20 protein-coding genes and 1 tRNA gene are annotated in these 23,008 nt (G+C 64.0%); 11 read left to right on the top strand and 10 right to left on the bottom strand.

The features are described 5' to 3' along the window. Positions 1–11: 11 nt before the first annotated feature. The 4 genes from L8F45_RS18945 to L8F45_RS18960 all read right to left on the bottom strand — a co-directional run bounded on the left by L8F45_RS18945 (position 12) and on the right by L8F45_RS18960 (position 4,444). Positions 12–1,178 (bottom strand): M24 family metallopeptidase, encoded by a 1,167-nt coding sequence (locus L8F45_RS18945; RefSeq protein ID WP_342359418.1) that lies wholly within the window; start codon positions 1,176–1,178, stop codon positions 12–14. A 50-nt stretch (positions 1,179–1,228) separates the two neighbouring features. Next, entirely contained in the window at positions 1,229–2,329 is a 1,101-nt protein-coding gene (locus L8F45_RS18950) for an alkene reductase (protein ID WP_342359419.1), read from the bottom strand. Positions 2,330–2,563: 234 nt separating this feature from the next. Then, complete coding sequence (locus L8F45_RS18955; RefSeq protein WP_342359420.1) at positions 2,564–3,313, bottom strand: VOC family protein; 750 nt, start codon at positions 3,311–3,313, stop codon at positions 2,564–2,566. Between the two features lie 147 nt (positions 3,314–3,460). Further along, entirely contained in the window at positions 3,461–4,444 is a 984-nt protein-coding gene (locus L8F45_RS18960) for an AraC family transcriptional regulator (RefSeq protein ID WP_342359421.1), read from the bottom strand. A gap of 215 nt (positions 4,445–4,659) precedes the next feature. On the opposite strand from L8F45_RS18960, the gene L8F45_RS18965 reads away from it, so the two are divergent. The 4 genes from L8F45_RS18965 to L8F45_RS18980 all read left to right on the top strand — a co-directional run bounded on the left by L8F45_RS18965 (position 4,660) and on the right by L8F45_RS18980 (position 9,333). After that, positions 4,660–5,820, top strand: a complete 1,161-nt coding sequence (locus tag L8F45_RS18965) for an ABC transporter substrate-binding protein (RefSeq protein WP_342359422.1) — start codon at positions 4,660–4,662, stop codon at positions 5,818–5,820. 89 nt (positions 5,821–5,909) lie between these two features. Then, positions 5,910–7,733, top strand: a complete 1,824-nt coding sequence (locus tag L8F45_RS18970; RefSeq protein ID WP_342359423.1) for an ABC transporter permease — start codon at positions 5,910–5,912, stop codon at positions 7,731–7,733. Beyond that, a complete protein-coding gene (locus L8F45_RS18975) occupies positions 7,733–8,596 on the top strand; it encodes an ABC transporter ATP-binding protein (RefSeq protein WP_342359424.1) in 864 nt (287 codons plus the stop codon). Before L8F45_RS18970 ends, L8F45_RS18975 begins: the two co-directional genes overlap by 1 nt. Then, complete coding sequence (locus L8F45_RS18980) at positions 8,593–9,333, top strand: ABC transporter ATP-binding protein (RefSeq protein WP_342359425.1); 741 nt, start codon at positions 8,593–8,595, stop codon at positions 9,331–9,333. Before L8F45_RS18975 ends, L8F45_RS18980 begins: the two co-directional genes overlap by 4 nt. 18 nt (positions 9,334–9,351) lie before the next feature. On the opposite strand, the gene L8F45_RS18985 is transcribed toward L8F45_RS18980, so the two are convergent. Genes L8F45_RS18985 through L8F45_RS19005 form a run of 5 tightly spaced genes read right to left on the bottom strand, consistent with a single transcriptional unit; the run spans position 9,352 to position 13,863 of the window. Further along, positions 9,352–10,650, bottom strand: a complete 1,299-nt coding sequence (locus tag L8F45_RS18985) for a TRAP transporter large permease (RefSeq protein WP_342359426.1) — start codon at positions 10,648–10,650, stop codon at positions 9,352–9,354. 12 nt (positions 10,651–10,662) lie between these two features. Further along, entirely contained in the window at positions 10,663–11,184 is a 522-nt protein-coding gene (locus L8F45_RS18990; protein WP_342359427.1) for a TRAP transporter small permease, read from the bottom strand. 7 nt (positions 11,185–11,191) lie between these two features. Further along, positions 11,192–12,181 carry a TRAP transporter substrate-binding protein DctP gene (gene dctP, locus L8F45_RS18995; protein WP_342359428.1) on the bottom strand — a complete coding sequence of 330 codons (990 nt, stop codon included), beginning with the start codon at positions 12,179–12,181 and terminating at the stop codon, positions 11,192–11,194. Positions 12,182–12,234: 53 nt separating this feature from the next. Continuing rightward, positions 12,235–12,951, bottom strand: a complete 717-nt coding sequence (locus tag L8F45_RS19000) for an SDR family NAD(P)-dependent oxidoreductase (RefSeq protein WP_342359429.1) — start codon at positions 12,949–12,951, stop codon at positions 12,235–12,237. Positions 12,952–12,954: 3 nt separating this feature from the next. Next, the gene (locus tag L8F45_RS19005) at positions 12,955–13,863 is read right to left on the bottom strand and encodes a fumarylacetoacetate hydrolase family protein (protein WP_342359430.1); all 909 of its coding nucleotides are present in this window, start codon (positions 13,861–13,863) and stop codon (positions 12,955–12,957) included. A gap of 75 nt (positions 13,864–13,938) precedes the next feature. Here L8F45_RS19005 and L8F45_RS19010 point away from each other — a divergent pair, with 75 nt between their 5' ends. From L8F45_RS19010 to L8F45_RS19020, 3 genes are all read left to right on the top strand, one after another. Beyond that, positions 13,939–14,631 carry a GntR family transcriptional regulator gene (locus tag L8F45_RS19010; RefSeq protein WP_342359431.1) on the top strand — a complete coding sequence of 231 codons (693 nt, stop codon included), beginning with the start codon at positions 13,939–13,941 and terminating at the stop codon, positions 14,629–14,631. A 9-nt stretch (positions 14,632–14,640) separates the two neighbouring features. Then, positions 14,641–14,976, top strand: a complete 336-nt coding sequence (locus L8F45_RS19015) for an EthD domain-containing protein (protein WP_342359432.1) — start codon at positions 14,641–14,643, stop codon at positions 14,974–14,976. 280 nt (positions 14,977–15,256) lie between these two features. Further along, entirely contained in the window at positions 15,257–16,036 is a 780-nt protein-coding gene (locus L8F45_RS19020; RefSeq protein WP_342359433.1) for a gamma-glutamyl-gamma-aminobutyrate hydrolase family protein, read from the top strand. 685 nt (positions 16,037–16,721) lie between these two features. Here the strand turns inward: L8F45_RS19020 and L8F45_RS19025 are convergent. After that, positions 16,722–16,798 (bottom strand) — tRNA-Arg (locus L8F45_RS19025). A 211-nt stretch (positions 16,799–17,009) separates the two neighbouring features. Here L8F45_RS19025 and L8F45_RS19030 point away from each other — a divergent pair. From L8F45_RS19030 to L8F45_RS19045, 4 genes are read left to right on the top strand one after another with little or no spacing between them, the layout of a single operon-like run. Continuing rightward, the gene (locus L8F45_RS19030) at positions 17,010–18,110 is read left to right on the top strand and encodes an acyltransferase family protein (RefSeq protein WP_342359434.1); all 1,101 of its coding nucleotides are present in this window, start codon (positions 17,010–17,012) and stop codon (positions 18,108–18,110) included. Between the two features lie 57 nt (positions 18,111–18,167). After that, positions 18,168–21,284, top strand: a complete 3,117-nt coding sequence (polA, locus tag L8F45_RS19035; protein ID WP_342359435.1) for a DNA polymerase I — start codon at positions 18,168–18,170, stop codon at positions 21,282–21,284. A gap of 58 nt (positions 21,285–21,342) precedes the next feature. Then, on the top strand, positions 21,343–21,951 hold the full coding sequence (locus L8F45_RS19040; protein WP_342359436.1) for a hypothetical protein: 609 nt from the start codon (positions 21,343–21,345) through the stop codon (positions 21,949–21,951). Positions 21,952–21,981: 30 nt separating this feature from the next. Then, positions 21,982–23,007 (top strand): proline racemase family protein, encoded by a 1,026-nt coding sequence (locus L8F45_RS19045; RefSeq protein WP_342359437.1) that lies wholly within the window; start codon positions 21,982–21,984, stop codon positions 23,005–23,007. The last annotated feature ends 1 nt before the right edge of the window (position 23,008 follow it).

Here is a 23,008-nt window from a genome sequence, read left to right on the forward strand (position 1 = left end):
CGGTTCAGATATCAGAGGCTGATCAGGTCGCGCGACAGCGACCAGGCCGGCGTCGCGTCCTCGCCATCGATGACGAACTGGTCCTCGATGATGAAGCCGCCGACGCCGCGCACATACCACGGCGTCTCCAGCGCCATGACCATGCCGCGCTCAAGCGGTGTCGGCTCGTCAGCGCTGATGAACGGCGCCTCTTCGCTCCACACGGAGGCGCCGCAGGAATGGCCGAAATGGCCGCGGCCGTAGGATGTGAAGCCGGCCTCGCGCATGGTCTCAGTCGCGCGCGCGTGCAGCGCGGATAGCGGCGTTCCCGGCTTCATCAATGAAAGCGCATCGTGAAATGCGCGCAGCAGCGCCGCATAGATTTCGCTTGCGATCGCCGAAGGCTCGCCAAACGCGAAAGTCCGGGCGCAATCCGAGGAATAGCCGTTCACGACGCAGCCGACATCGGCCTTGATGATGTCGCCTGTCTTCGCCGGGCCGCCCGGCGCGAAGCCGTCTTCACCGATCGAGATATAGGCCCAGGTCGAGATCGCCGCTGACGGCGCAAGTTTCCTCGCCTCCGCCAGCGCCGCCTCGCGCCAGACTCTTTCGAGATGAGAGGTCGCGACGCCGGCGCAAACCTCGCCAATCATGGCGCGTATTCCCGCTTCAGCGGCTCGCGCGCCCTGGCTGAGCCACTCGATCTCTTGCGGATGTTTGACCATGCGCAAGCGTTCGACGTCGCGTGAGGCGTCCACGAGGTTCGCATCCGGCAGCGCGGCCGACAGCGCGCGCATATCGGCTGCGGAAATGAAAGATTCCTCAACGCCGACACGGCCTTTCGCCAAAGGTCCGAGGAGATCGCGCGCATGGGCGAAGGCGATATCAGCATCGAAGGTCGCGGGCCGCGCGCCAGAGCCGATCGATTTCCGCCAATCGCTTACGTTGCCCGGCAGCGTCGTCGCATCGACCCAGATGGGTTGGGCGCGAACGCGATCGATTCCGCTTTGCGCCTGAAACGACTTCGCCTGGAGATCGCCGACGACGGCGCCAAGAGGCGCTGCGGGATCGGCGGGAACGATCACGATCGCCGCGCCGGCGCGACGCCAGTTGGCGGCGACGCCGGGCGACGCGCCCGCCGCCCATTGCACATTCTCAGGCTGCATGAGCAGCAATGCGTCGAGCCGCGCGGACGCCATGATCCGCGCGGCTCGTTCTCGATCGAGAAATCCCGCCATACGCGCTCGCGTCAGGCGGCGACTTTTTCGAGCGTGGGATAGTCGGTGTAGCCCTTGGCGCCGCCGCCATAGAGCGTCGCCTTGTCGAGTTCATTCAGCGGCGCACCGACGCGCAGGCGCTCGACCAGATCGGGATTGGCGATGAAGGGCCGCCCGAACGCGATGAGATCAGCGGCATTGCTCTCGACGGCGTCGAGCGCGAGATCGCGCGTATAGCTGTTATTGGCGATATAGGCGCCCGAGAACGCCTTGCGCAGCGCAAGGAAATCGAACGGCGCAATATCGCGCGGCCCGCCGGTCGCGCCTTCGACCGCATGGAAATAGGCGAGCCCGCGCTTCGAGAGCTGATCGACGAGATAGCCGAAGGTCTTCTGCGGGTTGCTGTCATTCGCATCATTCGCAGAGCTGACAGGCGAAATGCGGATGCCGACGCGCTCCTTCGGCCAGACCTTCAACAAGGCGTCTGTCACTTCGAGCGCCAGACGCGCGCGATTCTCAACCGGGCCGCCATAGGCGTCGGTTCGCTTGTTGACGCCATCGCGCAGGAACTGATCGATGAGATAGCCGTTGGCGCCGTGAATTTCGATTCCGTCAAAGCCCGCCTTCTTCGCATTCTCCGCCGCCTTGACATAGTCGGCGACGATGCCGGGCAGTTCTGAAAGCTCAAGCGCGCGCGGCTCCGACGTCGCTGCGAATCCGCTCTCGATGAAGGTCTTGGTGTTGGCGACAATCGCCGATGGAGCGACGGGCGCCGCGCCATTCGGCTGCAGCGAGACATGCGACACGCGACCGACATGCCAGAGCTGGACGAAGATTCTGCCATTCGCCTGATGAACCGCGTCCGTCACCTGGCGCCAGCCCGCGACCTGCGCCTCGGTGTAAAGGCCGGGCGTCCAGATATAGCCCTGTCCCTGCTGCGAGATCTGCGTCGCCTCGCTGATGATGAGGCCGGCGCTGGCGCGCTGCGCATAATATTCGGCGTTCAGCGCGTGCGGCGCGTCCGAACCGGGCGTGGCGCGGTTGCGCGTCAGCGGCGCCATCGCGATGCGATTCGGCAATTGCAGATCGCCCAGACGAAAGGGCGAGAACAGGGCTGAGGAGTCACGGCTCATGGGAGTTGGCCTCGGTGAGACAAGTGGCGAAACACATGGCGGCGACGCGTAACAAGCGCAAGTCGCGGCGATCCCGGTTCTTCGCGACAAGGCGTCATCAACAATCTGCTCCGCGAAAGGCTGTCGGATCAATCCTCTCCAAAGCGCCCGCCCTGCAGGATGATTTGCGCCGCGATGCGTCCGCCGGCGAAGTTTCTTCTTCCGCTCATTTTCGCGTGAGCGTCTTCCCTCTGCTCAGAGCGTCATCGACAACGCCGCGCCATGGGTGAGCGCGGGGTCGAGCGTCTTCACATCGTCACCGGCGAGCGCGAGCGACGCCACGCCCTCGCCGCGCGTTTCCAGAAGATGCAACGACAGCGCATCCCAGGGTTCGGCCACCTCCACGATGGAGGGGCCGATCTGCATGGTCGCCACAGCGCCGCCGGCGCTGACAGAATGGGGGCCGAGCAGCGCGATGTAGCGCGTCGCGCTGACCGCGACATCCTTCACCACGATCCTGAGGCGCTCCACACCGCGCGCGCCATTGGGATGCGTGCGGATATCGCCGTCCGGCACGCGCAGTACGCGCGGCGTGACGTCGCCGCACCAGAACGGCAGATCCGTCGTATGCGGACGCACAATCTGCCAATCGAGCCTTTTGCCGTCGAGGCGAAGCCGTCCTCCGGGAATCGGCCCTTCGATGGAAAGGCCGCGGCTGCGCGCGGCCGCGGCGTCGCGTTCGGTATCCTGCGGCAGCAAGGCATAGTCGACAAAACCCTCGCCCGCTTTCTTCAGAACCTCATGCCAGCGATTGTCAGGCGCCGGCTTCAGCCAGGCGATCAGTTCGAAATAGCAGCCATCGTCGAAGATCACGAGCGCGTTATGCGAGACGCCGCCATGATGCACGCCGCCGGGATAGACCGTGAAGCCGAGCCGCCGATAATCGGCGACCGCCTGATCGAGATCGGCGACAGCGATGACGATGTGATCGAGCTTGAACGTCATGGCAAACCCTTCAATGAACAGCGCGCCCTTGATGGCGCGAATCGTTTCGCATCGGCCGTCGAAAAGCAATGGCGCAAGAATGCAGCGCCCATGCAAATAAATCTTGCTTCGCCATGGTCGTCGCAGCGAAAATTATGCGCCGCGCGCTCAATTCGGCAGCAATTGTTTCTTCTTGTCGATCACACGCATCCGGCGATAATCGTTCGGCGCGCTTCCTTCGAGCGCGTTGAAGGCTCTGTAGAAAGTGGCGAGACTCTCGAAGCCGCAGGCGAATGCAATTTCGGCCACCGAGCGGAGCGGATTTTCGATCAGCAGGCGGCGCGCCTCGTCGATCCTCATGGCGGTCAGCGCGCGCATGAAGGTGACGCCGCCGGGCGCGAACAGAACATGAAGCTGCCTGACGGAAATCTGCAGCGTCGTCGCCACCTGTTCGACGGACAAATTCGGCCGGCGCAAATTGGCCGACATGATGCGGCGCGCGGCGACGAGATGTGCGGCGCGCAGCGCCTTGCGCGCCTCCGGCGATCCCGGCCGGACGACGCCGCGCGTCAGCAGTCCGAGAACGGCGAGATCGCGCACGAGGTCGGACGCCTCCTCCGCGCCGAGCGCCGGCCCGCGCTGGAAAAGGTCCGAAAAGGTCGCGGCCAGAAAGCGGCTGTGACGCTCCTGCGGGCGCGTCGGTTCGAGGAAAAGTTGGCGGGCCGGCCGATCCGGCAGATCGAGTCCCGCGAGCGGGATCTTGATCATCCGGAAATGAAAGCCGTTGCGGGCGCTTGGCGTGCAGAGCGAGGGCAGGTCGGAATAGCCGGTGCCCATCATGCCCTCATCGACAAAGCCACGACCCATCGGCGTATCGCACCAGCCGGGCCCCTTGATCTGGTGGGCGATGATCAGGCTGTCGCTCGCGACCCGCGCGATATCGGATTCCGAACGCTTGATATAATAAGTCGAGGCCGCCATCTCGGCGAGCGTCGCCCCGCCGCTTTCAAACGCAGTGAAGCTGCCCTTGAAGGTCGAACGAAGATCCTGATCGATATCGATGGTGACGCCGAAGAGCGCCCGACCGCGGGCTTCGCGCCAATAGTCGAAGCGCTCGGCGGCCGGAATCTCATCGGTGGTGAACTGCAGCATCCGGACTCAGTTTCTTTGCCGCCTGGCGGTCGCCGGAGCGCGGCCCTCTCTTACGCCCGGGCAGGGTCTTCACTCAAGCGTCCGGGAGGGTCAGGGTTAGGGACGCCCTGCGCCACATCAGGGCGACCCTATTTCACATAAGTTGGCCTGGAACTTGCCCGCCTGAGCGCGAAAGAATGACCAGGTCGCCGATGCCACGACAACAGGAGTCGCATATGTCGAACGCCAGTCGCCGATCCCTCCTTCGCCTTTTCACGGCGTCCGCCGCCGGCGCCGTCCTCGCGCGCGCTGGCGCTTTGGCGCAATCCTCCGATCCGATTATGCTTGGCGTCAGCGGGCCGCTCACAGGGCCGAACGCGCAATATGGCGCGCAGTGGAAGCAGGGCTTCGATCTCGCGCTCGACGAAATTCAGGCCGCCGGCGGGATCAACGGGCGCAAACTCGCCTACACCTTCCAGGACAGCCAGAGCGATCCGCGACAGGCGGTGGCCATCGCGCAAAAATTCGTCGCCGATCCCGCGATCGTGATGGAGCTTGGCGACTTTTCGAGCCCGGCGTCCATGGCGGCGTCGCCGATCTATCAGCGCGCCGGCCTCGTGCAGTTCGGCTTCACCAACTCGCACCCGGATTTCACCAAGACCGGCGACTTCATGTGGAGCACCTCCGTCAGCCAGGCTGACGAGCAGCCGCTGCTCGCGCGCTACGCCGTCGAGAAGCTCGGCCTCAAGAAGCTCGCCATCCTGCATCTCAACACCGACTGGGGGCGGACGAGCAAGGACGTGTTCGTCGCCGCCGCGAAAGCGCTTGGCGCGACCGTCGTCATCACCGAAGGCTATATTCCGGAAGAGCGCGATTTCCGCTCGACGCTGGTGCGCGTGCGCGACGCCAATCCGGATGGCCTCATCCTGCTCTCCTATTATTCCGACGGCGCGCTGATCGCGCGGCAGGTCAAGCAGGTGGGCTTGAAACAGCCGATCTGCGCGGCGAGCTCGGTCTATTCGCCGAAATTCATCGAACTCGGCGGCGACGCGGTTGAAGGCATCCATCTTGGCACGCGCTACTTCCCGGACGATCCGCGCCCCGAGGTGCAGAAATTCATCGCGAGCTTCAAGGCGAAGTATGGCGGAACCGAACCTGACGCGTTCAATGCCTATTCCTATGACGCGATGAATGTCGCGGCCGCGGTGCTGCGCATCGGCGGCACGGACCGGCGCGCGATCCGCGACGCCTTCCCGAAGGTGAAGGATGTTTCGACCGTGATCTTCGGGCCCGCGACTTTCGACGTCGAAAGCCGTCGCGTAAAGGGCGCGATGAACGCCGAGCTTGTCGTCCGCGACGGCAAGTTCAAGGTGTGGGACGGCAAGAAGTCGACTTGAAGCTCCGCGCTTCGCAGCGCCTCTCAAGCGATCGAGCCTGAATCACGTCAGCATCAAGTCGCGTCAGTATGTCAGTATAGGAAAAGCGCGTGTCATCCTGGCTCGATTACACGATCAACGGCCTGATCGTCGGCAATATCTATGCGCTTGTGGCGGTGGGGCTCGCGCTGATCTTCGGCGTGAGCCGCCTGATCAATTTCGCGCAGGGGTCGCTCTTCGTCGTCGGCGCCTATATCGGCTGGGTGGCGGCGGCGCGATATCAATTGCCGCTGATCGTCGCCCTGCCGATCGTCGCCATCGGCGCGGCGATCGTCGGGCTTCTCATCGAGCGCTTCGGCCTCAGGCCTTTGCAGAATTCAGTGCGCATTGCGCCGCTGCTCGCGACCATCGGCATCAGCTTCGTGCTCGATCAGGCGGTGATGCTGATCTTCTCGCCCAATCCGCGCGCGCTGCCGAGCGGATTGCCGGAGACGCGATTCCAGATTGGCGCGGGCACGATCGGGCTTCTCGATATTCTGATCGCCTGCATCGGCGTGGCGAGCGCCGCGTTGCTTTTCGCCTTTCTCCGCTACACCAAGCTCGGCTGGGCGGTGCGCGCGACCGCGCAGGATCGCGACGCGGCGATGCAGATGGGCGTGGACGTCAACCGCGTCAATCAGACCGTGTTCGCCATCGCAGCCGCGCTCGGCGGGGTGTCGGGCATGCTGGTCGGCATGTATTACAACCAGATCGACACGGCGATGAGCCTGCAAGCGACGCTGAAAGGCGTCGTCGCGGAAGTCGTCGGCGGAGTCGGCAATGTGCCGGGCGCGGTGATCGGCAGTTTGCTGCTCGGTCTTGTCGAGAGTTATGGCGTCGCTGTGCTGGGCACCAGCTATCGCAATCTCTTCGCGTTCCTGCTGCTGGTGGTGATCCTGACGCTGAAGCCCAACGGCCTCTTCGCCAGCTCCAAACAGCTCCCGCCGGAGCCGCTGACGGGCACCTTCATCGCGCCGAGCAAGCCGCTCGCTGTTCCGCGCTGGGCGCTGGCGCTTGTGGTGCTCGCTTTCGCCGCCCTGCCCTTCGCCGCACCCTCGCCCTATCTCCTGCAGACGCTGACCAACGCCTGGCTGTTCGGCATGCTGGGCCTCAGCCTCACGCTTGTCGCGGGAACGACGGGGCAGGTCTCGCTTGGCCACGCGGCTTTGCTTGCGATCGGCGCCTATAGTTCAGCGCTGCTCTCGCTTGATCTCCATCTGCCTGTGGGGCTCGCGATTCTCGGCGGCGGCGTGATCGCGGCGGCGCTCGGCACGCTGCTTGTCTCACCTTCGTTCCGCCTGCGCGGCCACTATGTCTCGATTGCGACGCTCGCGATCGGCGAAATCGTGGCGCTGACGATCCTCAACTGGGAGAGCGTGACACGCGGCCCGATTGGCGTCGTCGGCATCCCGCCGCTTTCGATTTTCGGCTATGAGCTCGTCAGCGCGCAGGCCGTCTACTGGTTCACCTTCACAGTCATGGTTCTGCTCGCGCTGATCGAGACGCGGCTTCTCGGCTCGCATCTCGGCCGCACATTCCGCGCCATCCGCGATGACGATGTGGCCGCACGCACCTATGGCGTGAGCCTCAACCGCTACAAGTCGCTCGCCTTCATCTTCGGCGGCTTCGCCGCCGGCGTCAGCGGCGCCATCGCAGCCCATCTCTATTCCTATATCAATCACGAGACCTTCAACACGCAGCAATCGATCCTCGCTCTGACGATCGTGATCCTCGGCGGCCTCGGCAATGTGGTCGGCGCGATCATCGGCGCCGTCGCGCTCGTCGGATTGCCCGAGATTTTCCGCATCGCGGCGGAATATCGCATCCTGATCTACGGCGTCGTTCTCCTGCTGCTTGTGCGTTTCAGGCCGCAGGGCCTGATGGGAACGGTGTAATGTCCGTTACGACTGACACGCCGCTTCTTTCCGTTCGCGGCCTGACGCGCCATTTCGGCGGCCTCGCAGCCGTCGGCGGCGTCGATCTCGATCTTCAACAGCGCCAGCTCGTCAGCATTATCGGGCCGAACGGCGCGGGAAAGACGACGCTGTTCAATCTCGTCACCGGGCTCGACACGCCTGATGGCGGACAAGTGAAACTCGACGGCGCCGACATCACCGGCCTGCCGGCGGAAAAGCTCGCCGGACTTGGCGTCGCGCGCACATTTCAGCTCGGCCGCGTGTTCGGCAATCTCAGCGTGATGGACAATGTGCTGATCGGCGCCCATGCGCGGCTGCGCGCGGCGCGACCGCCGATCCCTGTCGTCGGGCCTCTCATCGAGCTTGGCCTTGCGCTCGCGCGGCCGCGCTCCGTGCGCGACGAAGAGGAAAGACTGCGCGAAGAAATGAAGGCGATCCTCGCCCGCTTCGGCGAACGGCTTTTGCCGCGCATCGATCAGCCGGCCTACAGCCTCTCCTACGCCAATCGCCGCCGCGTCGAGATCGCTCGCGCGCTCGCATTGAAACCGCGCCTGCTGCTGCTCGACGAACCGACGGCGGGCATGAACCAGACCGAGACGGCGGAAATGCAGGGGCTCGTCGGCGAGCTCAAATCCGAAGGACTCACGATCCTGCTGATCGAACACAAGCTCGACATGGTGATGCGGTTGTCCGATCGCGTCATCGTCATGGACGAAGGCAAGAAGATCGCGGAAGGGCCGGGCGAGCAGGTGCGCAACGATCCGAAAGTGATCGAGGCCTATCTCGGCCATGGCTCCGCGCGAAAAGAGGCTCTCGCCGAAGCCGAAGAGGCCGCGTCATGACTGCTCTTGACGCGATGCTGAGCCTCGTCAACGTCAACACCTTCTATGGCGCGGCGCAGGTGCATTTCGATCTGTCGATCGCCGTGCCGCGCGGCCATATCGTCTGTCTGCTCGGCGGCAACGCCAGCGGCAAATCGACGACGATGAAGATCATTCTTGGTCTCGTGCGGCCACGCTCCGGCGATGTGATCTTCGACGGCCAGTCGACGCTGGGGCTAACGACGCCGCAGATCGTGCGCCGCGGCCTCGCCTCGGTGCCGGAAGCGCGGCGATTGTTCGCCGACATGACTGTGCGCGAGAATATCCTCATGGGCGCCTTCGTGCGCGATGATCAGCCGGAGGTGCTGCGCGATCTCGACAAGGTCGTCGGCCTGTTCCCGAAACTCGGCGAGCGTTTCTCGCAACGCGCCGGCTCGCTGTCAGGCGGCGAGCAGCAGATGGTCGCCATGGCGCGCGCCCTGATGAGCCGGCCGCGCATGATCGTGATGGATGAGCCGACCATGGGCCTGTCGCCGCTCTATGTGGATCGCGTGCTCGAACTGATTGAAGCGATCAACAAGGATGGCGTCACCATCTTCATGGTCGAGCAGAACGCCAGCCTCGCGCTCGCCATCGCCCATGACGCCTATGTCCTGCAGACCGGACGCATCGTGCTGTCGGGGTTGGCGAAAGAGCTCCGCGACGATCCCCGCATCCGCGACGCCTATCTCGGCGGCGAGGAAGCCGCGCGCGCGTGACCGCAAAAGATTCTTGACTCAGACCTTGATGAGGCCCGCCGCGCGCGGCAGCCAGAGCGCGATGTCGGGGAAGAACGTCGCGGCCAGCACGATTGCGAGCATGGCGATGATGAAGGGCGGCACCTCGCGGAAGATTTCGGATAGAGGCGTGCCCGTCAGACCGCTCATGACGAACAGCAGCAGCCCATGCGGCGGCAGCGTCAGCCCGACCATCATGTTAAGCACGACGACGATGCCGAAATGCACGAGATCGATGCCGAGCCCCTGCGCGATCGGCACGAGCAGCGGCACGATGACGAGGAGGATCGTCACCTCGTCGAGCACGATCGCGAGCAACAGCATCAGCAGATCGACGCAGAGCAGGAATCCGGTCGACGACAGATTCCATTTGACGAAGGTCGCCTGAATAAGGTGCGGCACGCCTTCATTGGCGACGGCATAGTTGAACACGAAGGCGCCGGCCATGATGAGCGCGATCATCGCAGTGGCGCGCACGGTGTCGGCGATGACAGTCATGAGCTGGCGCGGCCGCAGCGTGCGATAAACGATGAAAGCCAGCAGCAGCGCGTAGCTCGCGGCGATGGCGGCCGCCTCGGTCGGCGTCGTCACGCCGGAATAGATCAGGCCCAGCAGGATGCCGGGCAGCGCGAGCGGCGCGAGCGCGCGGCCGAAAATGGCGGGCATTTCCGCCCAGCTTGCGCGACGCTCGCGCGGGAAGTCGCGCTTGCGGGCGATGATCGCAATCACCAGCATCATCAACAGCGCCATCAACCCGGCGGGAACGAGCCCACCGAGAAACATCGCTCCGACAGAAGCGTTGGCGATCAACGCATAGAAGATCATCGGGATCGATGTCGGCATCAGCGGGCCGAGCGTCGCCGAAACCACCGATGTCGCAGCGGCAAAACCGCGGGGATAGCGGCCGTTCTTCGTCATCATGCGCGCGACGATGAGGCCCGGACCGGACGCGTCGGCGACTGCGCTGCCGCTCATACCTGAAAAAATAAGGTTCGAGACGACGTTCACCTGCGCGAGCCCGCCCGGCAAATGGCCGACCATCGCCGCGCCGAACGCCAACAATCGCTCGATCACGCCGCTCGCATTCATCACATTGGCGACGAAGATGAAGAGCGGCACAGCGATCAGGAGATAGCTGTTATAGAGTCCGTTCATCGTCTGATCGACGACGAGCCCGACATCCTGATGGGTCGAGATGAGATAGGCGAAGCCCGCGGCGAGCATCGAGAGGCCGAGCGGCGCGCCAAGCACGGCCGCCGCCGTGAACACGCCCATCAACACCCATAGCCCCTGCGACATCGTTCAGTCCGCTCAGATCTGCGAACGCCAGCGCGGGCCGAGCAGCGTCACAAGGCTGACGACAGAGCGCACCGCGACCGCGACAAGGAACAGGCCGAAGCAGGAATAGATATAGTCAAGCCGGAGATTCAGCACCGGCGTGCGCTCGCGCCAGAGAAACAGGATATAATCGATCGATCCGTGCAGCGACCAGATGAACACGCCGCCGATCAGGAGATGACGCGCGATGGAAAAGATGCGCTTCCATTGCTCCGGCAGCGGCCGATAGGCGAGATCGAACGTGATCTGCTCGCGGTCGCGCACGAGAAAGGCGCTGGCCCAGAAGATGATCCAGACGAAAAGGATCACCGAGACTTCGTCGGCCCAGACCGCCTCGTCATGTTCGAGATAGCGGGTGATGATCTTGTAGTTGAAGATGAGAAACACCGCGACGAACATCGCGCCGGAAATCCATTCGGCCGCGCGACGCAGGCGGGCGAGAAGCCCGCCCGGCGCGGCATCGGCCTCGTCGTGATGTTGCTGCGGCGCCCCCATTGCCTGCTCAGGCGTCCAGCACGCGCTTCATGCCGGCCATATCCCAGGCCTTCGTCGCTTCGGCGCCGTTATAAGCCTGATCGGCCGCGGCGCGGAACGGCGCGAGATCGGGCGCGTCGACAACAAGCCCGCGGCCCTTGATCGTCTCGATGATCGTCTTCTCGTCATTGAGACGGCCGTCGTCGCCCGCCTTCGCTGTCTTCTTAGCGGCGGCTTCCAGCGCCTTCTTCTGATCCGCGCTGAGCTTGTCCCAGACGGGCTTCGCGATCGCGAAGAACACGGGCTGCAGCATGTGCGTCGTCAGCACCACCTGCTCCGACACTTCGTAGAGCTTCGCGGCGCTGAAGATCGACAGCGGATTCTCCTGCCCGTCGACTGTGCCGGTCTTCAAAGCGAGATAAACTTCCGGCATGCCGAGCGGCACCGGACTGACGCCAAGCGTGCGGCCGAGCAGCAGCCATTCAGGCCCAGCCGGCATGCGCATCTTCACGCCCGCGAGATCGGCCGGACCCTTTACCGCGCGCTTCTGGCGCAGGCTTGCCTGGCGCGTGCCGAGATAGTGCGTCGACAGAATCTCGATGCCCATCTTCTCCGACACGGTCTTGCGATAGGCCTCGCCAATCGGGCCGTCGAACACGCGGCGAAGATGCGCGTAGTCCTTGAAGAGATAGCCGCGATTGAAATAGCCGAGATCGGGAAGCTGCTGCGCCACCTCGAACGTGGTCATGGTGCTCATTTCGAGATTGCCGCGCTGCAGCGCCTGCACCTCGGTGCCCTGCTTGAACAAAGTCGAAGCGGAATGGACGCTGACATTCAGGCCGACTGACGCGCCATCGATCTCCGCCTTGAGCTGCTCGAGCGCCTTGGCGAGGAAATCGCTCGGCGGCGCCGCGGTCGAAATGCGGATCTGGATTCCCGATTGCGCGTGAACGCGGCCCGTCGACATCGCGGCTGCGCCCGCGAGCGCGCTCGTCACGAAATTCCTGCGCGTCGTCATCTCATCCTCCTCCAATCCCGATCGCCGCCAGCAATCCGCCGCAGCGATTCCCCTCAAAGAGCGAGCCCACCCAACGATTTTCCGCCATCGACGAACAGGGTTTGCCCGGTGATGAAGCGCGTCGAGGGCGACGCCAGAAATGCAATGGCGCCGGCGATATCGTCGGGATCGGCGGCCTTGCCGCTCGGCTCCAGCGACTGCGCGACAGCGTATTGATCAGCCGGCATGCTGCGCGTCATCGGCGTGTCCGTGAAACCGGGCGCGACGGAATTCACGGCGATCTGGCGCGCCCGCAATTCCATCGCCATGGCGCGGGTCAAACCCACCACGCCGGCCTTCGATGCGACATAATGAGCAAAGCCCGTTCCGCCGATCGCCGCGCGCGAGGACACGGTCACGATCTTCGCGCCCGGCTTCATGCGTCGCGCCGCTTCCTGCGCGGCGATGAAGACGCCAATCAGATTGACATCGAGCATGCGCCGGAAGTCATCATCGCTGATCTCGTCGAACTGGCGCGGCTGATAGATTCCGGCGACGCAGACGAGCGCGTCCAGCGTCGCGCAGCCGTCCATCGCCTGCGCGATCGCGGCGCGATCGCAGACATCGGCGACGGCCGTGGAGACATTGTTTTCGGCTTTCAACGCCGCCAGCTTCTCACCGTCGCGATCGATCGCAATCACATTGAACCCATCAGCGGCAAGCCGCTTCACCGTCGCCAACCCGATGCCTGACGCGCCGCCTGTCACAATTGCTGTCGGCGCGGCGACCATCGCTCAGGCCTCTCCGGCGATCACGACGTGAAAAGCGCCAATGTCTGAAATCTCGGCGTCGATACGATCGCCCACTTTCAGGAAGGTTTGTTTCGGCACGCCGACGCCGGCGGGCGTTCCCGTCAATACGACATCGCCGGGATCAAGCGTCATGATCTCGGAGGCGCGCGCGATCTGCTCGGCGACGGAATAGATCATCTGTTCCGCGCTCCCGTCCTGCTTCACTTCGCCATTGACGGAGAGCTTCAGCTTCACCTTCTGCGGATCAGGAATCGCCGCCGCGGCCACGATGCGCGGACCCATGGGGCCACAGGTGTCATTGGCTTTTCCCGCCACCCAGTCGAGCTTGTAGAACTGCTCGGGCGCGCGGTTGAAATCCCGCGCCGAAAGATCAAGCGCAATGGAATAGCCCGCGACATGCGAGAGCGCCTGATCGGGCGTGACATAGCGCGCCGTCTTGCCGATCACGACTGCGAGTTCGATTTCCCAATCGAAAGCTTTCGTGCCGCGCGGCATCAGCACTGTCGCGCCCTCGCCGACGATGGCGTTGCGCGGCGGCTTCATGAAGAAGAACAGGCGCTGGCTTTCCTTGGTTACCCCGGGAAAACCCATCTCAGCCATGTGATCGTAGTAGTTCGCGCCAGCGCACAGCACCTTGCCGGGATAGAGCAGCGGTGCGAGCCGGGCGCCGGGCGTCACCGCATCTTTCGCGTCGACCTTCCCGACCGCGGCGTCCAGCGCCGGCTTCGCAGCAGGCCAATCCGCAAACAGGGCCGCGACGCTGGTCAGACCCGGCAGCCCGACGCGGGCCAGCGATGGCTCCAGCCGATACAGCGATCCGCCGGCTTCCAGGCACGCGACCGGAGCTTCCGCGGCTGAAACAGTGGCCAGGGACCAAGTTAGGGTGGACATCTTCGTCTCCGGCGACGCTTGCTATGAAATGAATATGATTTTATAAAAGTGCCTGTCAATATCGGATTCGGCCCGATGGAAGATCTGGACACCCTCTCCCAGGCCGAGCGCGCCTATCGCCGGCTGCGCAGCGAGATCATCCGCGGCGAACTGATGCCGGGCGAGCGTCTGCGTGCGGCGGAGCTGCAGGATCGGTTCCAGCTCGGACTGACGCCGATTCGCGAAGCGCTGATGCGTCTCTCCTCGGAAAATCTCGTCGAGGTCGAGACCAACAGGGGCTCGCGCGTCACCGACGCCTCGCTGGCCGAATTCGCCGATCTCATGGCGACACGGCGCGCCATCGAGCGACTCTGCCTCACGGCTGCGATGGAACATGGCGACGCCTCATGGGAGGCCGACATCATCGCCGCGATGCATTTGCTTTCACGCACGCCGCTGCCGGCCTCGATGGAGGATCGCGACGCCGCGGCGCGGTGGGAGGCGCAGCATCGCCGCTTCCATTTCGCGCTCGTCGTCGCCTGCGGCTCGGACTGGCTGCTGCGCTTCTGGAACATGCTCGCCGATCATTCCGAGCGCTATCGCAAGATCAGGCTCTTGCGCCATCGCGAGGCGCAGGCCGAAGTGCGCGACGTCAACGCCGAACATGCGGCGATCATGGAAGCTGTGATCGCCCGCGACGGTAAACGCGCGACCTCGCTGATGGATGCGCATCTCGCCGCAACGGAGACATCCGTCGCGCGATTGCTCGATCCAACGCCGACACGATAGGAAACTGTAATGATCGTTAGATCCGCCGTGCTCGAAGGACATGTCGCCGACGCCGACAAGGCGGAGTTCGACCGGCGCATGGCGGTCGATGTCCGCAACGCCATCGCGCGCTATCCCGGCCTACGTGACATTCGCCTGCGCTGGCCGGCGGAGACGGAAGCTGGCGCGCCGCCAGTCTATGTGATTTTCGACCTCTATTTCGATGATCTCGCGGCGATGCAGGCGGCGCTTGCAAGCCCGGTGCGCCAGCAAGTACGCGGCGAAATCGGCGCCGCCATGAGCGCGTTCAAGGGCAAGGTCTATCACCTCGTCCTTGAGGAACGCGCCGACAGCGCGGCGGCATGACGCGGCCACCCGTTCCGGCGTCCGGGCCGCGGCGCTGACGCTCACCGCGCCCCATTCCGTCGCGACGGACCTCTCGCCGGAGGTTTTGGAGCGCGCCTTGCGTCAACCCGGCGCGGGCTGACCCGCGGAACGCGGCGATCGCAGCAAGGTTTGCGAAATCGTGATAACTGGTCTGGCTTGCCGCCCGCCCCCGTTTGGCGTTTTCTGCGCGGATTCGCGGGCGTGGCGCGCCGGTTGCTAGAAGCGGCCGGCGATTATTCGGGCATATGAGAAGCGATCGATGGCGAAGCCTGTCATTGGCGTGATCGGAAACACGTTTGTTGTCGAGAACAGGTTTCCCTCGCAGCGGGTTGGCGAAAACAATCTCCGCGCCGTAGCCGAAGTGGCCGGCGCCGTGCCGCTGATGTTCGCGGGAACGCCGCGCATCACCGACCTCGCCGATCTTCTCGATGTCGTCGACGGCATCCTGCTTACGGGCGCCCGGGCGAACGTGCATCCCACGCGCTTCAGCGTCGAGCCGCACGCCAAGCATGAACCTTATGATGAGGAGCGCGACGCCATCGCGCTGCCGCTCATCGAAGCCTGCGTCGCGCGGGGCGTTCCCCTGTTCGGCATCTGCCGCGGCTTTCAGGAAATGAATGTCGCGTTCGGCGGCACGCTTCACCCTGAAATCAGGGAGCTGCCGGGGCGCATGAATCATCGCATGCCGCGGCTCGAAAATGGCGAGATCCATCCCGATCCAGAAGTCGTCTTCGCCGATCGACACGATGTGAGACTGACGCCCGGCGGCGCCTTCGCCCGCATTCTCCATCGCGATTCCATTCGCGTGAATTCGCTGCATGGGCAGGGCATTCTCGATCTCGGCTCGCGCATCCTGGTCGAGGGCGTTGCCGAGGATGAAACGATCGAGGCGATCCAGGTCGCCGAAGCGGCGGGATTCGCGCTCGGCGTGCAATGGCACGCGGAATATGATCCGCAGATCAATCCGATCAATCAAGCGCTGTTCAAGGCGTTCGGCGACGCTGCGACCGCGCGCAGGAAAAGAACGCTGCACAGCTAGGCCGCGCGAAAGACGCCGCGGCCTGACGTCATTTTTTACTGGCGAGCGATTTGCGCGAGGCGCTATCGCTTGCAGCGCATACGAATATGCGGCTGTTGGCGCCTTCGTGGTCGAGGCGCTCCTTAGCGTTCACGCCCAGACGCTCTCGATCGGATCAGTGAAGGCGCGGCGACAACGGCGAGCTGGCGCATAAGGCTGACAACCGCAGACGATTTCATGCCGTTGCTTTCAAGCCGTCCGATTTTCCACAGCTCGGGCACGCTGGAATAAAGGTCGCAGCGTCTGGCTTCAGCTGCTTCGCGTCTCCGCTCCAGCCGCATCGGCATTCCCAGAGTTTGACGCTTCGTCCTGCGCTGGCGGCGCCATGACTGCCGCGCAGCTTCGCGTCTTTCGCCTGTCGCGCGGTTGCGCTGGCGCCGAGCACGGCGAGCTTGCTCAACCACTCCGGCTCTTTTTTCTTTTCGGCGGGGACGGATTCATCAGTCATTGGCGCTTTCCGCTCTCGAAGAAAACCAGCATATCTTCAGTTTCGACCGCGCTGTAAAACCCGGTCAACCTTGGCGACCTGGCTGCCGATTGCGCCCGGCCTGCGCCATGCGCATCCCGAAATCGCTCAAGCCGCTTGCGCCTGCTCACCCCCGAGTTTCCCCGGACAGCAGCGTTCAGGCCAAGTTGTTGATTGAAATGGCGCACCCGACACGATTCGAACGTGTGACCTTTGCCTTCGGAGGGCAACGCTCTATCCAGCTGAGCTACGGGTGCAGCGCCGCGACAGCGCGTCCTTCCTGTAGCCGATGGGATTCCGACCGGCAACCGCCGGGACGGAGTTGATCCCGGCTTCAGATCGCGCCCGCTCCCCCCGGGCGCGCCACGCCTCCGGCGCAGCGTTTGCAGCTCCTGCTCAATCGCCGCCGGTCGGTCCTTCTCCGGGACGATCGGCCCCACAACCGTCCCGATCCGGGACGAGGGAGCCATGGAAGAGCGCATCCACCCCGTCCGTTCGCTACAGGCGCCGCCGCCGGCGGCCGGGCACGCGCGCGTGGGCTGGGTCGACGTCGCCAAGGGGCTCTGCATCATTCTCGTCGTGATGATGCATTCGACGCTCGGCCTCGAACAGGCGGTCGGGCGCGAAGGCTGGATGCATGCGGTCGTCGAATTCGCGCAGCCCTTCCGCATTCCCGCCTTCTTCGTCACCGCCGGCCTTTTCCTCCAGCGCACGATCGATCAGCCCTGGAGCCGCTATCTCGACCGCAAGGTCGTCCACTTCGTCTATTTCTATCTCATCTGGGCGCTGATCCAGTGCGTGGTGAAATTCGCGCCCGGCGGCGGCTTCGACGATGCGCTCGGCGAATTCCTGTTCGCGCTGATCGAGCCCTATGGAACGCTCTGGTTCATCTATCTCCTGCCCTTCTTCTTCGTGACGACGAAGCTTGTCAGGCGCGCGCCTTTCTCGGTCGTCTTTCTCGGCGCGGTTTTTCTCAATCTCGCGCCTCACAACACGGGGTGGACCGCGATCGATGAATTCATGAACCGCTATGTGTTCTTCCTCGTCGGCTACGCGTTCGCGCCAGCCTTGTTCGCGCTCGCCGACGCCAGCCGTCGCGCGCCTGATATAGCGGCGCCCATCGTCGCGGCGATTTTCGCGTTGATCGCCGCGATCGTGTCTTCCGATCACTGGACCAGCGGACAGGCATTGGCTCTTCCCCACGCGCCGCTCGTCGCGCTCGCGATGGGCGCGGCTGGCGCTTGCGCGTTGATCGCGACAGCGTCGATGCTCGAGCCGGCATGGATCGGACGCGCGATCGCCGCCTGCGGCCGGCGTTCGCTTGCGATCTATCTCGCCTTCTTCCTGCCCATGGCCGCCATGCGCGCCGCGCTGGTCAAGTCCGGCCTTTCGCCTGATCTGATCGATGTGGGAACCGCGAGCGCGCTCATCACAATCGCGGCGGCAACGGCGCCGCTTCTCCTGCACCGTCTCGCCATGCGCGGCCCGTTCGCGTGGCTGTTCGAGCGGCCGCGCTGGGCGCGCGGGCGAAGCGCCAAGCCGGCTCGCCATCTCATGCCGGCGGAGTGACGCGCCAAGGACGCGCAAAGCTTGGCGCGACCGCCTCTCCCGGCCTAAACTCCGGGCATGAATCTGAAATCACGTCCCGTCAAAGCCGGCGACCACGTCTTCCTCGTCGACGGGTCCTCCTTTGTCTTCCGCGCCTATTTCCAGTCCATGAACCAGGACCGGAAATACAACACGCGCAGCGATGGGCTGCCGACCGGCGCGGTGCGGCTATTCTCGACCAAGCTCCTGCAATTCATCCGTGAGGGCGTGCTCGGCATCAAGCCGACCCATCTCGCCATCATCTTCGACAAGTCGGAGAACTCATTCCGCAAGGAGCTCTATCCCGACTACAAGGCGAACCGGAACGATCCGCCGGAAGAGCTCATTCCGCAATTTCCGCTGATGCGCGAAGCCGTGCGCGCCTTCGGGCTCTTTCCCGTCGAGCAGGACAGATTCGAGGCGGATGATCTCATCGCGACCTATGCGAAGCAGGCGCGCGAGCGCGGCGCTGATGCGCTGATCATTTCCGCCGACAAGGACCTGATGCAGCTCGTGACCGACTGCGTCGCCTTTTACGATTTCGAATCAGGCGTCAAAGGCAAACCGGGCTATCGACCTGAGCGGCTGCTCGCTTTCGGCCGCAATCTCACGCGCTGGGGCGTGCCGGAAGACCGTATCGCCGACGTCACCGAGAAATGGGAGGGCATGCCGCCGTCGAAACTCGTCGACATCCAGGCACTCACAGGCGACCCCACGGACAATGTGCCGGGCGCGCCGGGCATCGGTCTCAAGACCGCGGCGCAACTGATCGGCGAATATGGCGATCTCGACACGCTCCTGAAACGCGCGGCTGAGATCAAGCAGCCGAAGCGGCGGGAGACGCTGACCAACCCTGACATCGTCAAGAAGATCCTGATCTCGCGCGAACTCGTGAAGCTCGTCGACGAAGTTCCGCTCATCACGCCGCTCGACGATCTCGCGCTGAACGATCCCGATCCGAAATCGCTGATCGCTTTTCTGAAGGCGATGGATTTCACCACGATCACGCGACGCGTGGCGGAACTGTTCGACACGGATGCGGGTCTGATCGACGCCGACGAACGTCTCTCGGGCGCCGGCGGATGGATGAAGCGCAACGGCGAAGGCGAATATGAAGTCGTCGCGTCGTCCGCACTCATAAGCCAGGGCCCGGTCGCGGCTGCTCCTGTCGCAACGCCCGCAAGCAGCGAAGCGAAATCCGACGCGCCGGCAAAGCCTGCGAAGGCGAACGGCAAGGCGCCGCCCGGGGCCTTCTCGCCGCATGATCTCGCCGAGGCGAGGCGCGCCGAAGCGAGCGCATCGAAGATCGACACTGCCGCCTATCGCTGCGTGATGTCGCTTGAAGAGCTCGACGTCTTTATCGCCGAGGCGCGCGAACAGGGCTTCGTCGCCTTCGATACGGAATGCACATCGCTCGATCCGATGCAGGCGGAGCTGGTCGGGTTTTCGCTTGCGACCGCGCCGGGCCGCGCCTGCTATGCGCCGCTCACCCACAAGGATGCGACGGCGAGCGACCTGTTCGGCGGCGGTCTCGTCAAAGGTCAGATGGAATCGAGCGCCGCCATCGCGCGGCTGAAGCCGCTGCTCGAAGATCTGAGCGTTCTCAAGATCGCGCATAACGCGAAGTTCGACATGCTGCTTCTGCGCCAGCATGGAATCGACGTCGCGCCGATCGACGACACCATGCTGATTTCCTACGCGCTCGATTCAGGCCTTGGCGGCCGCGGCATGGACGAGCTGTCGGAAAAGCATCTCGGCCACAAGCCGATCGCGTTCAAGGATGTGGCGGGATCGGGCCGCAATGCGGTGACCTTCGATCGTGTGCCGCTTGATCGCGCCACCGCCTATGCGGCCGAAGATGCCGACGTCACGCTCAGGCTGTGGCGCGCGCTCAAGCCGCGGCTGATCGCGGAAAAGATGACCAACGTCTACGAGACGCTGGAGCGCGGCATGCCGCATGTGCTGATGCGCATGGAGGAGCGTGGCATTGCGATCGATCGCAACATGCTGTCGCGGCTGTCAGGCGATTTCGCGCAGTCGATGGCGCGACTTGAGGACGAGATCAACGAACTCGCGGGAGAGAAGATCAATCCGGGTTCGCCCAAGCAGATCGGCGACATCCTGTTCGGCAAATTCGGCCTGCCCGGCGCGAAGAAAACTGCGACGGGACAGTGGTCGACGGGCGCCGGAGTGCTCGAAGACCTCTCCGAGCAGGGCCATGCGCTGCCTTCGAAGCTGCTGGAATGGCGGCAGGTGTCGAAACTCAAATCGACCTACAGCGACGCGCTGCCGGATTACGTCAATCCGCGCACGCATCGCGTCCATACGAGCTTCGCGCTGGCCGCAACGACAACGGGCCGACTGTCGTCGTCCGAGCCGAATATCCAGAATATTCCGATCCGCACGGAGGAAGGCCGCAAGATCAGGCGCGCCTTCATCGCGACGCCGGGAAACAAGCTCGTCTCCGCCGACTATTCGCAGATCGAGCTGCGCGTGCTCGCCCATATCGCGCATATTCCACAGTTGATGCAGGCCTTCGCTGACGGCGTCGACATTCACGCCATGACGGCGTCGGAAATGTTCGGCGTGCCTGTCAAAGGCATGGACCCGATGGTGCGCAGGCGCGCCAAGGCGATCAACTTCGGCATCATCTATGGCATTTCGGCCTTCGGCCTCGCCAATCAGCTCGGCATCGCGCGTGAAGAGGCGGCCGCCTACATCAAGAAATATTTCGAACGCTTCCCCGGCATCCGCGACTATATGGACCAGACGAAGAAGGTCGCGCGCGATCAGGGGTTTGTGACGACGATCTTCGGTCGCAAATGCCACTATCCCCAGATCAAATCGTCAAATCCGTCCGAGCGCGCCTTCATGGAGCGCGCCGCGATCAATGCGCCGATCCAGGGTTCGGCCGCAGACATCATCCGGCGCGCGATGATGCGGATGGAAAGTGCGCTGGCGCACCACAAACTTGCGGCGCGCATGTTGTTACAGGTTCACGACGAACTGGTTTTCGAAGTCCCCGATAGCGAGGTCAAGGCGACCATGCCCGTCATCATTTCGGTGATGGAGCAGGCGCCTTCGCCGACACTCCAACTGGCGGCGCCGCTTAAAGTCGAGGCGAGAGCAGCCGACAATTGGGAAGAGGCGCACTAAGCGTCTTTCGCGCGATAAGGGAACTGAGCGAACTGATCGTTTCCGACCGGAGCTTCCCATGTCGCGCCTCGCTTCCTTCGCCCGCAGAATCCGCCGACCGCTCGCTCTTGCGGCCTGCGCCGCTCTTGTCGCGCTCGCATCGGGAATTGCGACGCACGCCGCTTTCGCGCGCGATCTCGGCATCAGCTATGATCCGAACAGCGGCGCATTCACGATCAAGGGTTGGTCGCGCCGGGTCGCGGAGACGGGCACGATCTTCTACACTTGCGTGGACGCCGATTGCGTCAAGGGATCGGTCGTCAGTTTCCGCCGCCAGCAGAATCCCGTGGCTGCAGATGCGGCGACGCTCAGGCGCAACGAGCAGCAGTTCAGCGAGATGATCAGAAGCCGGCTGGCCGACAAGGTCGCCCGCGTCGATATCGGCGAGCCTCTCGTGACCGGCGACGCCAATTCCGCGACCGGCGAGATCACGCGCACCATCGTTCCGACGGGAAGCGCGAATATCGGCGTGCAGCTCTTCTGGAAGACGGGCTATGTCAAGACGCAGTCGGTACTGCATACGCTCGCGAGCAGCGCCGACACGCGCGAAGCGTCCGACGCCAATTATGACGCATTCAAATTCGCGCTGATGCTCTCTGGCGCAGGACAGGCAGGCGCGCCAAAATAGACGCGTCCTGCGTCTATTCACCGTGAGCTGATGCCGCCCGTTTCCCTGCGTTACACCGACATGCATATGGCGGGCGAGCCGGTCCGCATCGTCACGTCAGGCTATCCCGAACTCACCGGCGCAACGATCCTCGACAAGAGGCGCGAGGCGCGCGAGCGCCATGATCATCTTCGCCGCGCGATGATGTGGGAGCCGCGCGGCCATGCCGGCATGTATGGCGTCATCCCGGTCAAGCCCTCGCATGCGGACGCCGCGCTCGGCGTTCTGTTCACCCATCATGAAGGCTATTCGACCATGTGCGGCCACGCGACGATCGCGCTTGGCCGCTGGATCGTCGATCAGGGGCTGGTCGCGAAGACGGAGCCGCTGACGCGCTTCGCGATCGAAGCGCCGTGCGGCCTGCTGAAACTGTCCTGTCGCATCGAGAATGGCGAGATCGTCGATGTCGCGTTCGAGAGCGTCGCGGCTTTTGTCGAGGCGCGCGACCTGACGATCGAGGTCGCGGGCTTCGGCGCGATCACGACCGACATCGTCTATGGCGGCGCCTATTACGCGATCCTGCCCGCGTCGCGTTTCGGCCTCGATTTCTATGCGACGCCGCTCGAAAAACTTGTCGACGCAGCGGGCGCGCTCACCGATGCGTTGCGCGCGCGCCGGCCTCTTCAACACCCTGAAGCGCCCGACCTCGCCTTCTATTACGGAACGATCGTCACCGACGAAGCCACTGCGGACCAGCCGAGCGGCAATCTCTGCATCTTCGCGGAACGGCAGATCGACCGTTCGCCCACGGGCTCCGGCGTGACGGCGCGCATGGCGCTCGATCACGCCAAGGGACTGATCGCGACCGGCGTGCGGCGGACCTTCCGCGGCGTCTCCGGCGAACCCATGGCCGGCCGCGTCGTCGGCGCGGCGAATGATGGTCGACCTGGCGCCGTCACCGTTGAGGTGGCCGGCCAGGGGTTTTACGCCGGAAGCGGAGAATTCCTGATCGAGCCGCAAGACCGCCTTGGTCTCGGGTTCGAATTGCCGCGTCGCTTCCCCTCCCGAACAGCGTAAG

Source organism: Terrirubrum flagellatum (assembly GCF_022059845.1).
Taxonomy (GTDB): Bacteria; Pseudomonadota; Alphaproteobacteria; order Rhizobiales; family Beijerinckiaceae; genus Terrirubrum; species Terrirubrum flagellatum.

Excerpts from the sequence above, each read along its gene's own strand:
- L8F45_RS18950 (WP_342359419.1), bottom strand. The coding sequence starts at position 2,329 with ATGAGCCGTGACTCCTCAGCCCTGTTCTCGCCCTTTCGTCTGGGCGAT.
- L8F45_RS18965 (WP_342359422.1), top strand. The coding sequence starts at position 4,660 with ATGTCGAACGCCAGTCGCCGATCCCTCCTTCGCCTTTTCACGGCGTCC.
- L8F45_RS19005 (WP_342359430.1), bottom strand. The coding sequence starts at position 13,863 with ATGTCCACCCTAACTTGGTCCCTGGCCACTGTTTCAGCCGCGGAAGCT.
- L8F45_RS18945 (WP_342359418.1), bottom strand. The coding sequence starts at position 1,178 with ATGGCGTCCGCGCGGCTCGACGCATTGCTGCTCATGCAGCCTGAGAAT.
- L8F45_RS19020 (WP_342359433.1), top strand. The coding sequence starts at position 15,257 with ATGGCGAAGCCTGTCATTGGCGTGATCGGAAACACGTTTGTTGTCGAG.
- L8F45_RS18955 (WP_342359420.1), bottom strand. The coding sequence starts at position 3,313 with ATGACGTTCAAGCTCGATCACATCGTCATCGCTGTCGCCGATCTCGAT.
- L8F45_RS19030 (WP_342359434.1), top strand. The coding sequence starts at position 17,010 with ATGGAAGAGCGCATCCACCCCGTCCGTTCGCTACAGGCGCCGCCGCCG.
- L8F45_RS18985 (WP_342359426.1), bottom strand. The coding sequence starts at position 10,650 with ATGTCGCAGGGGCTATGGGTGTTGATGGGCGTGTTCACGGCGGCGGCC.
- L8F45_RS19040 (WP_342359436.1), top strand. The coding sequence starts at position 21,343 with ATGTCGCGCCTCGCTTCCTTCGCCCGCAGAATCCGCCGACCGCTCGCT.
- L8F45_RS18975 (WP_342359424.1), top strand. The coding sequence starts at position 7,733 with ATGTCCGTTACGACTGACACGCCGCTTCTTTCCGTTCGCGGCCTGACG.
- L8F45_RS19010 (WP_342359431.1), top strand. The coding sequence starts at position 13,939 with ATGGAAGATCTGGACACCCTCTCCCAGGCCGAGCGCGCCTATCGCCGG.
- L8F45_RS19015 (WP_342359432.1), top strand. The coding sequence starts at position 14,641 with ATGATCGTTAGATCCGCCGTGCTCGAAGGACATGTCGCCGACGCCGAC.
- L8F45_RS18990 (WP_342359427.1), bottom strand. The coding sequence starts at position 11,184 with ATGGGGGCGCCGCAGCAACATCACGACGAGGCCGATGCCGCGCCGGGC.
- L8F45_RS18980 (WP_342359425.1), top strand. The coding sequence starts at position 8,593 with ATGACTGCTCTTGACGCGATGCTGAGCCTCGTCAACGTCAACACCTTC.
- polA (WP_342359435.1), top strand. The coding sequence starts at position 18,168 with ATGAATCTGAAATCACGTCCCGTCAAAGCCGGCGACCACGTCTTCCTC.
- L8F45_RS19000 (WP_342359429.1), bottom strand. The coding sequence starts at position 12,951 with ATGGTCGCCGCGCCGACAGCAATTGTGACAGGCGGCGCGTCAGGCATC.
- dctP (WP_342359428.1), bottom strand. The coding sequence starts at position 12,181 with ATGACGACGCGCAGGAATTTCGTGACGAGCGCGCTCGCGGGCGCAGCC.
- L8F45_RS18960 (WP_342359421.1), bottom strand. The coding sequence starts at position 4,444 with ATGCTGCAGTTCACCACCGATGAGATTCCGGCCGCCGAGCGCTTCGAC.
- L8F45_RS19045 (WP_342359437.1), top strand. The coding sequence starts at position 21,982 with ATGCCGCCCGTTTCCCTGCGTTACACCGACATGCATATGGCGGGCGAG.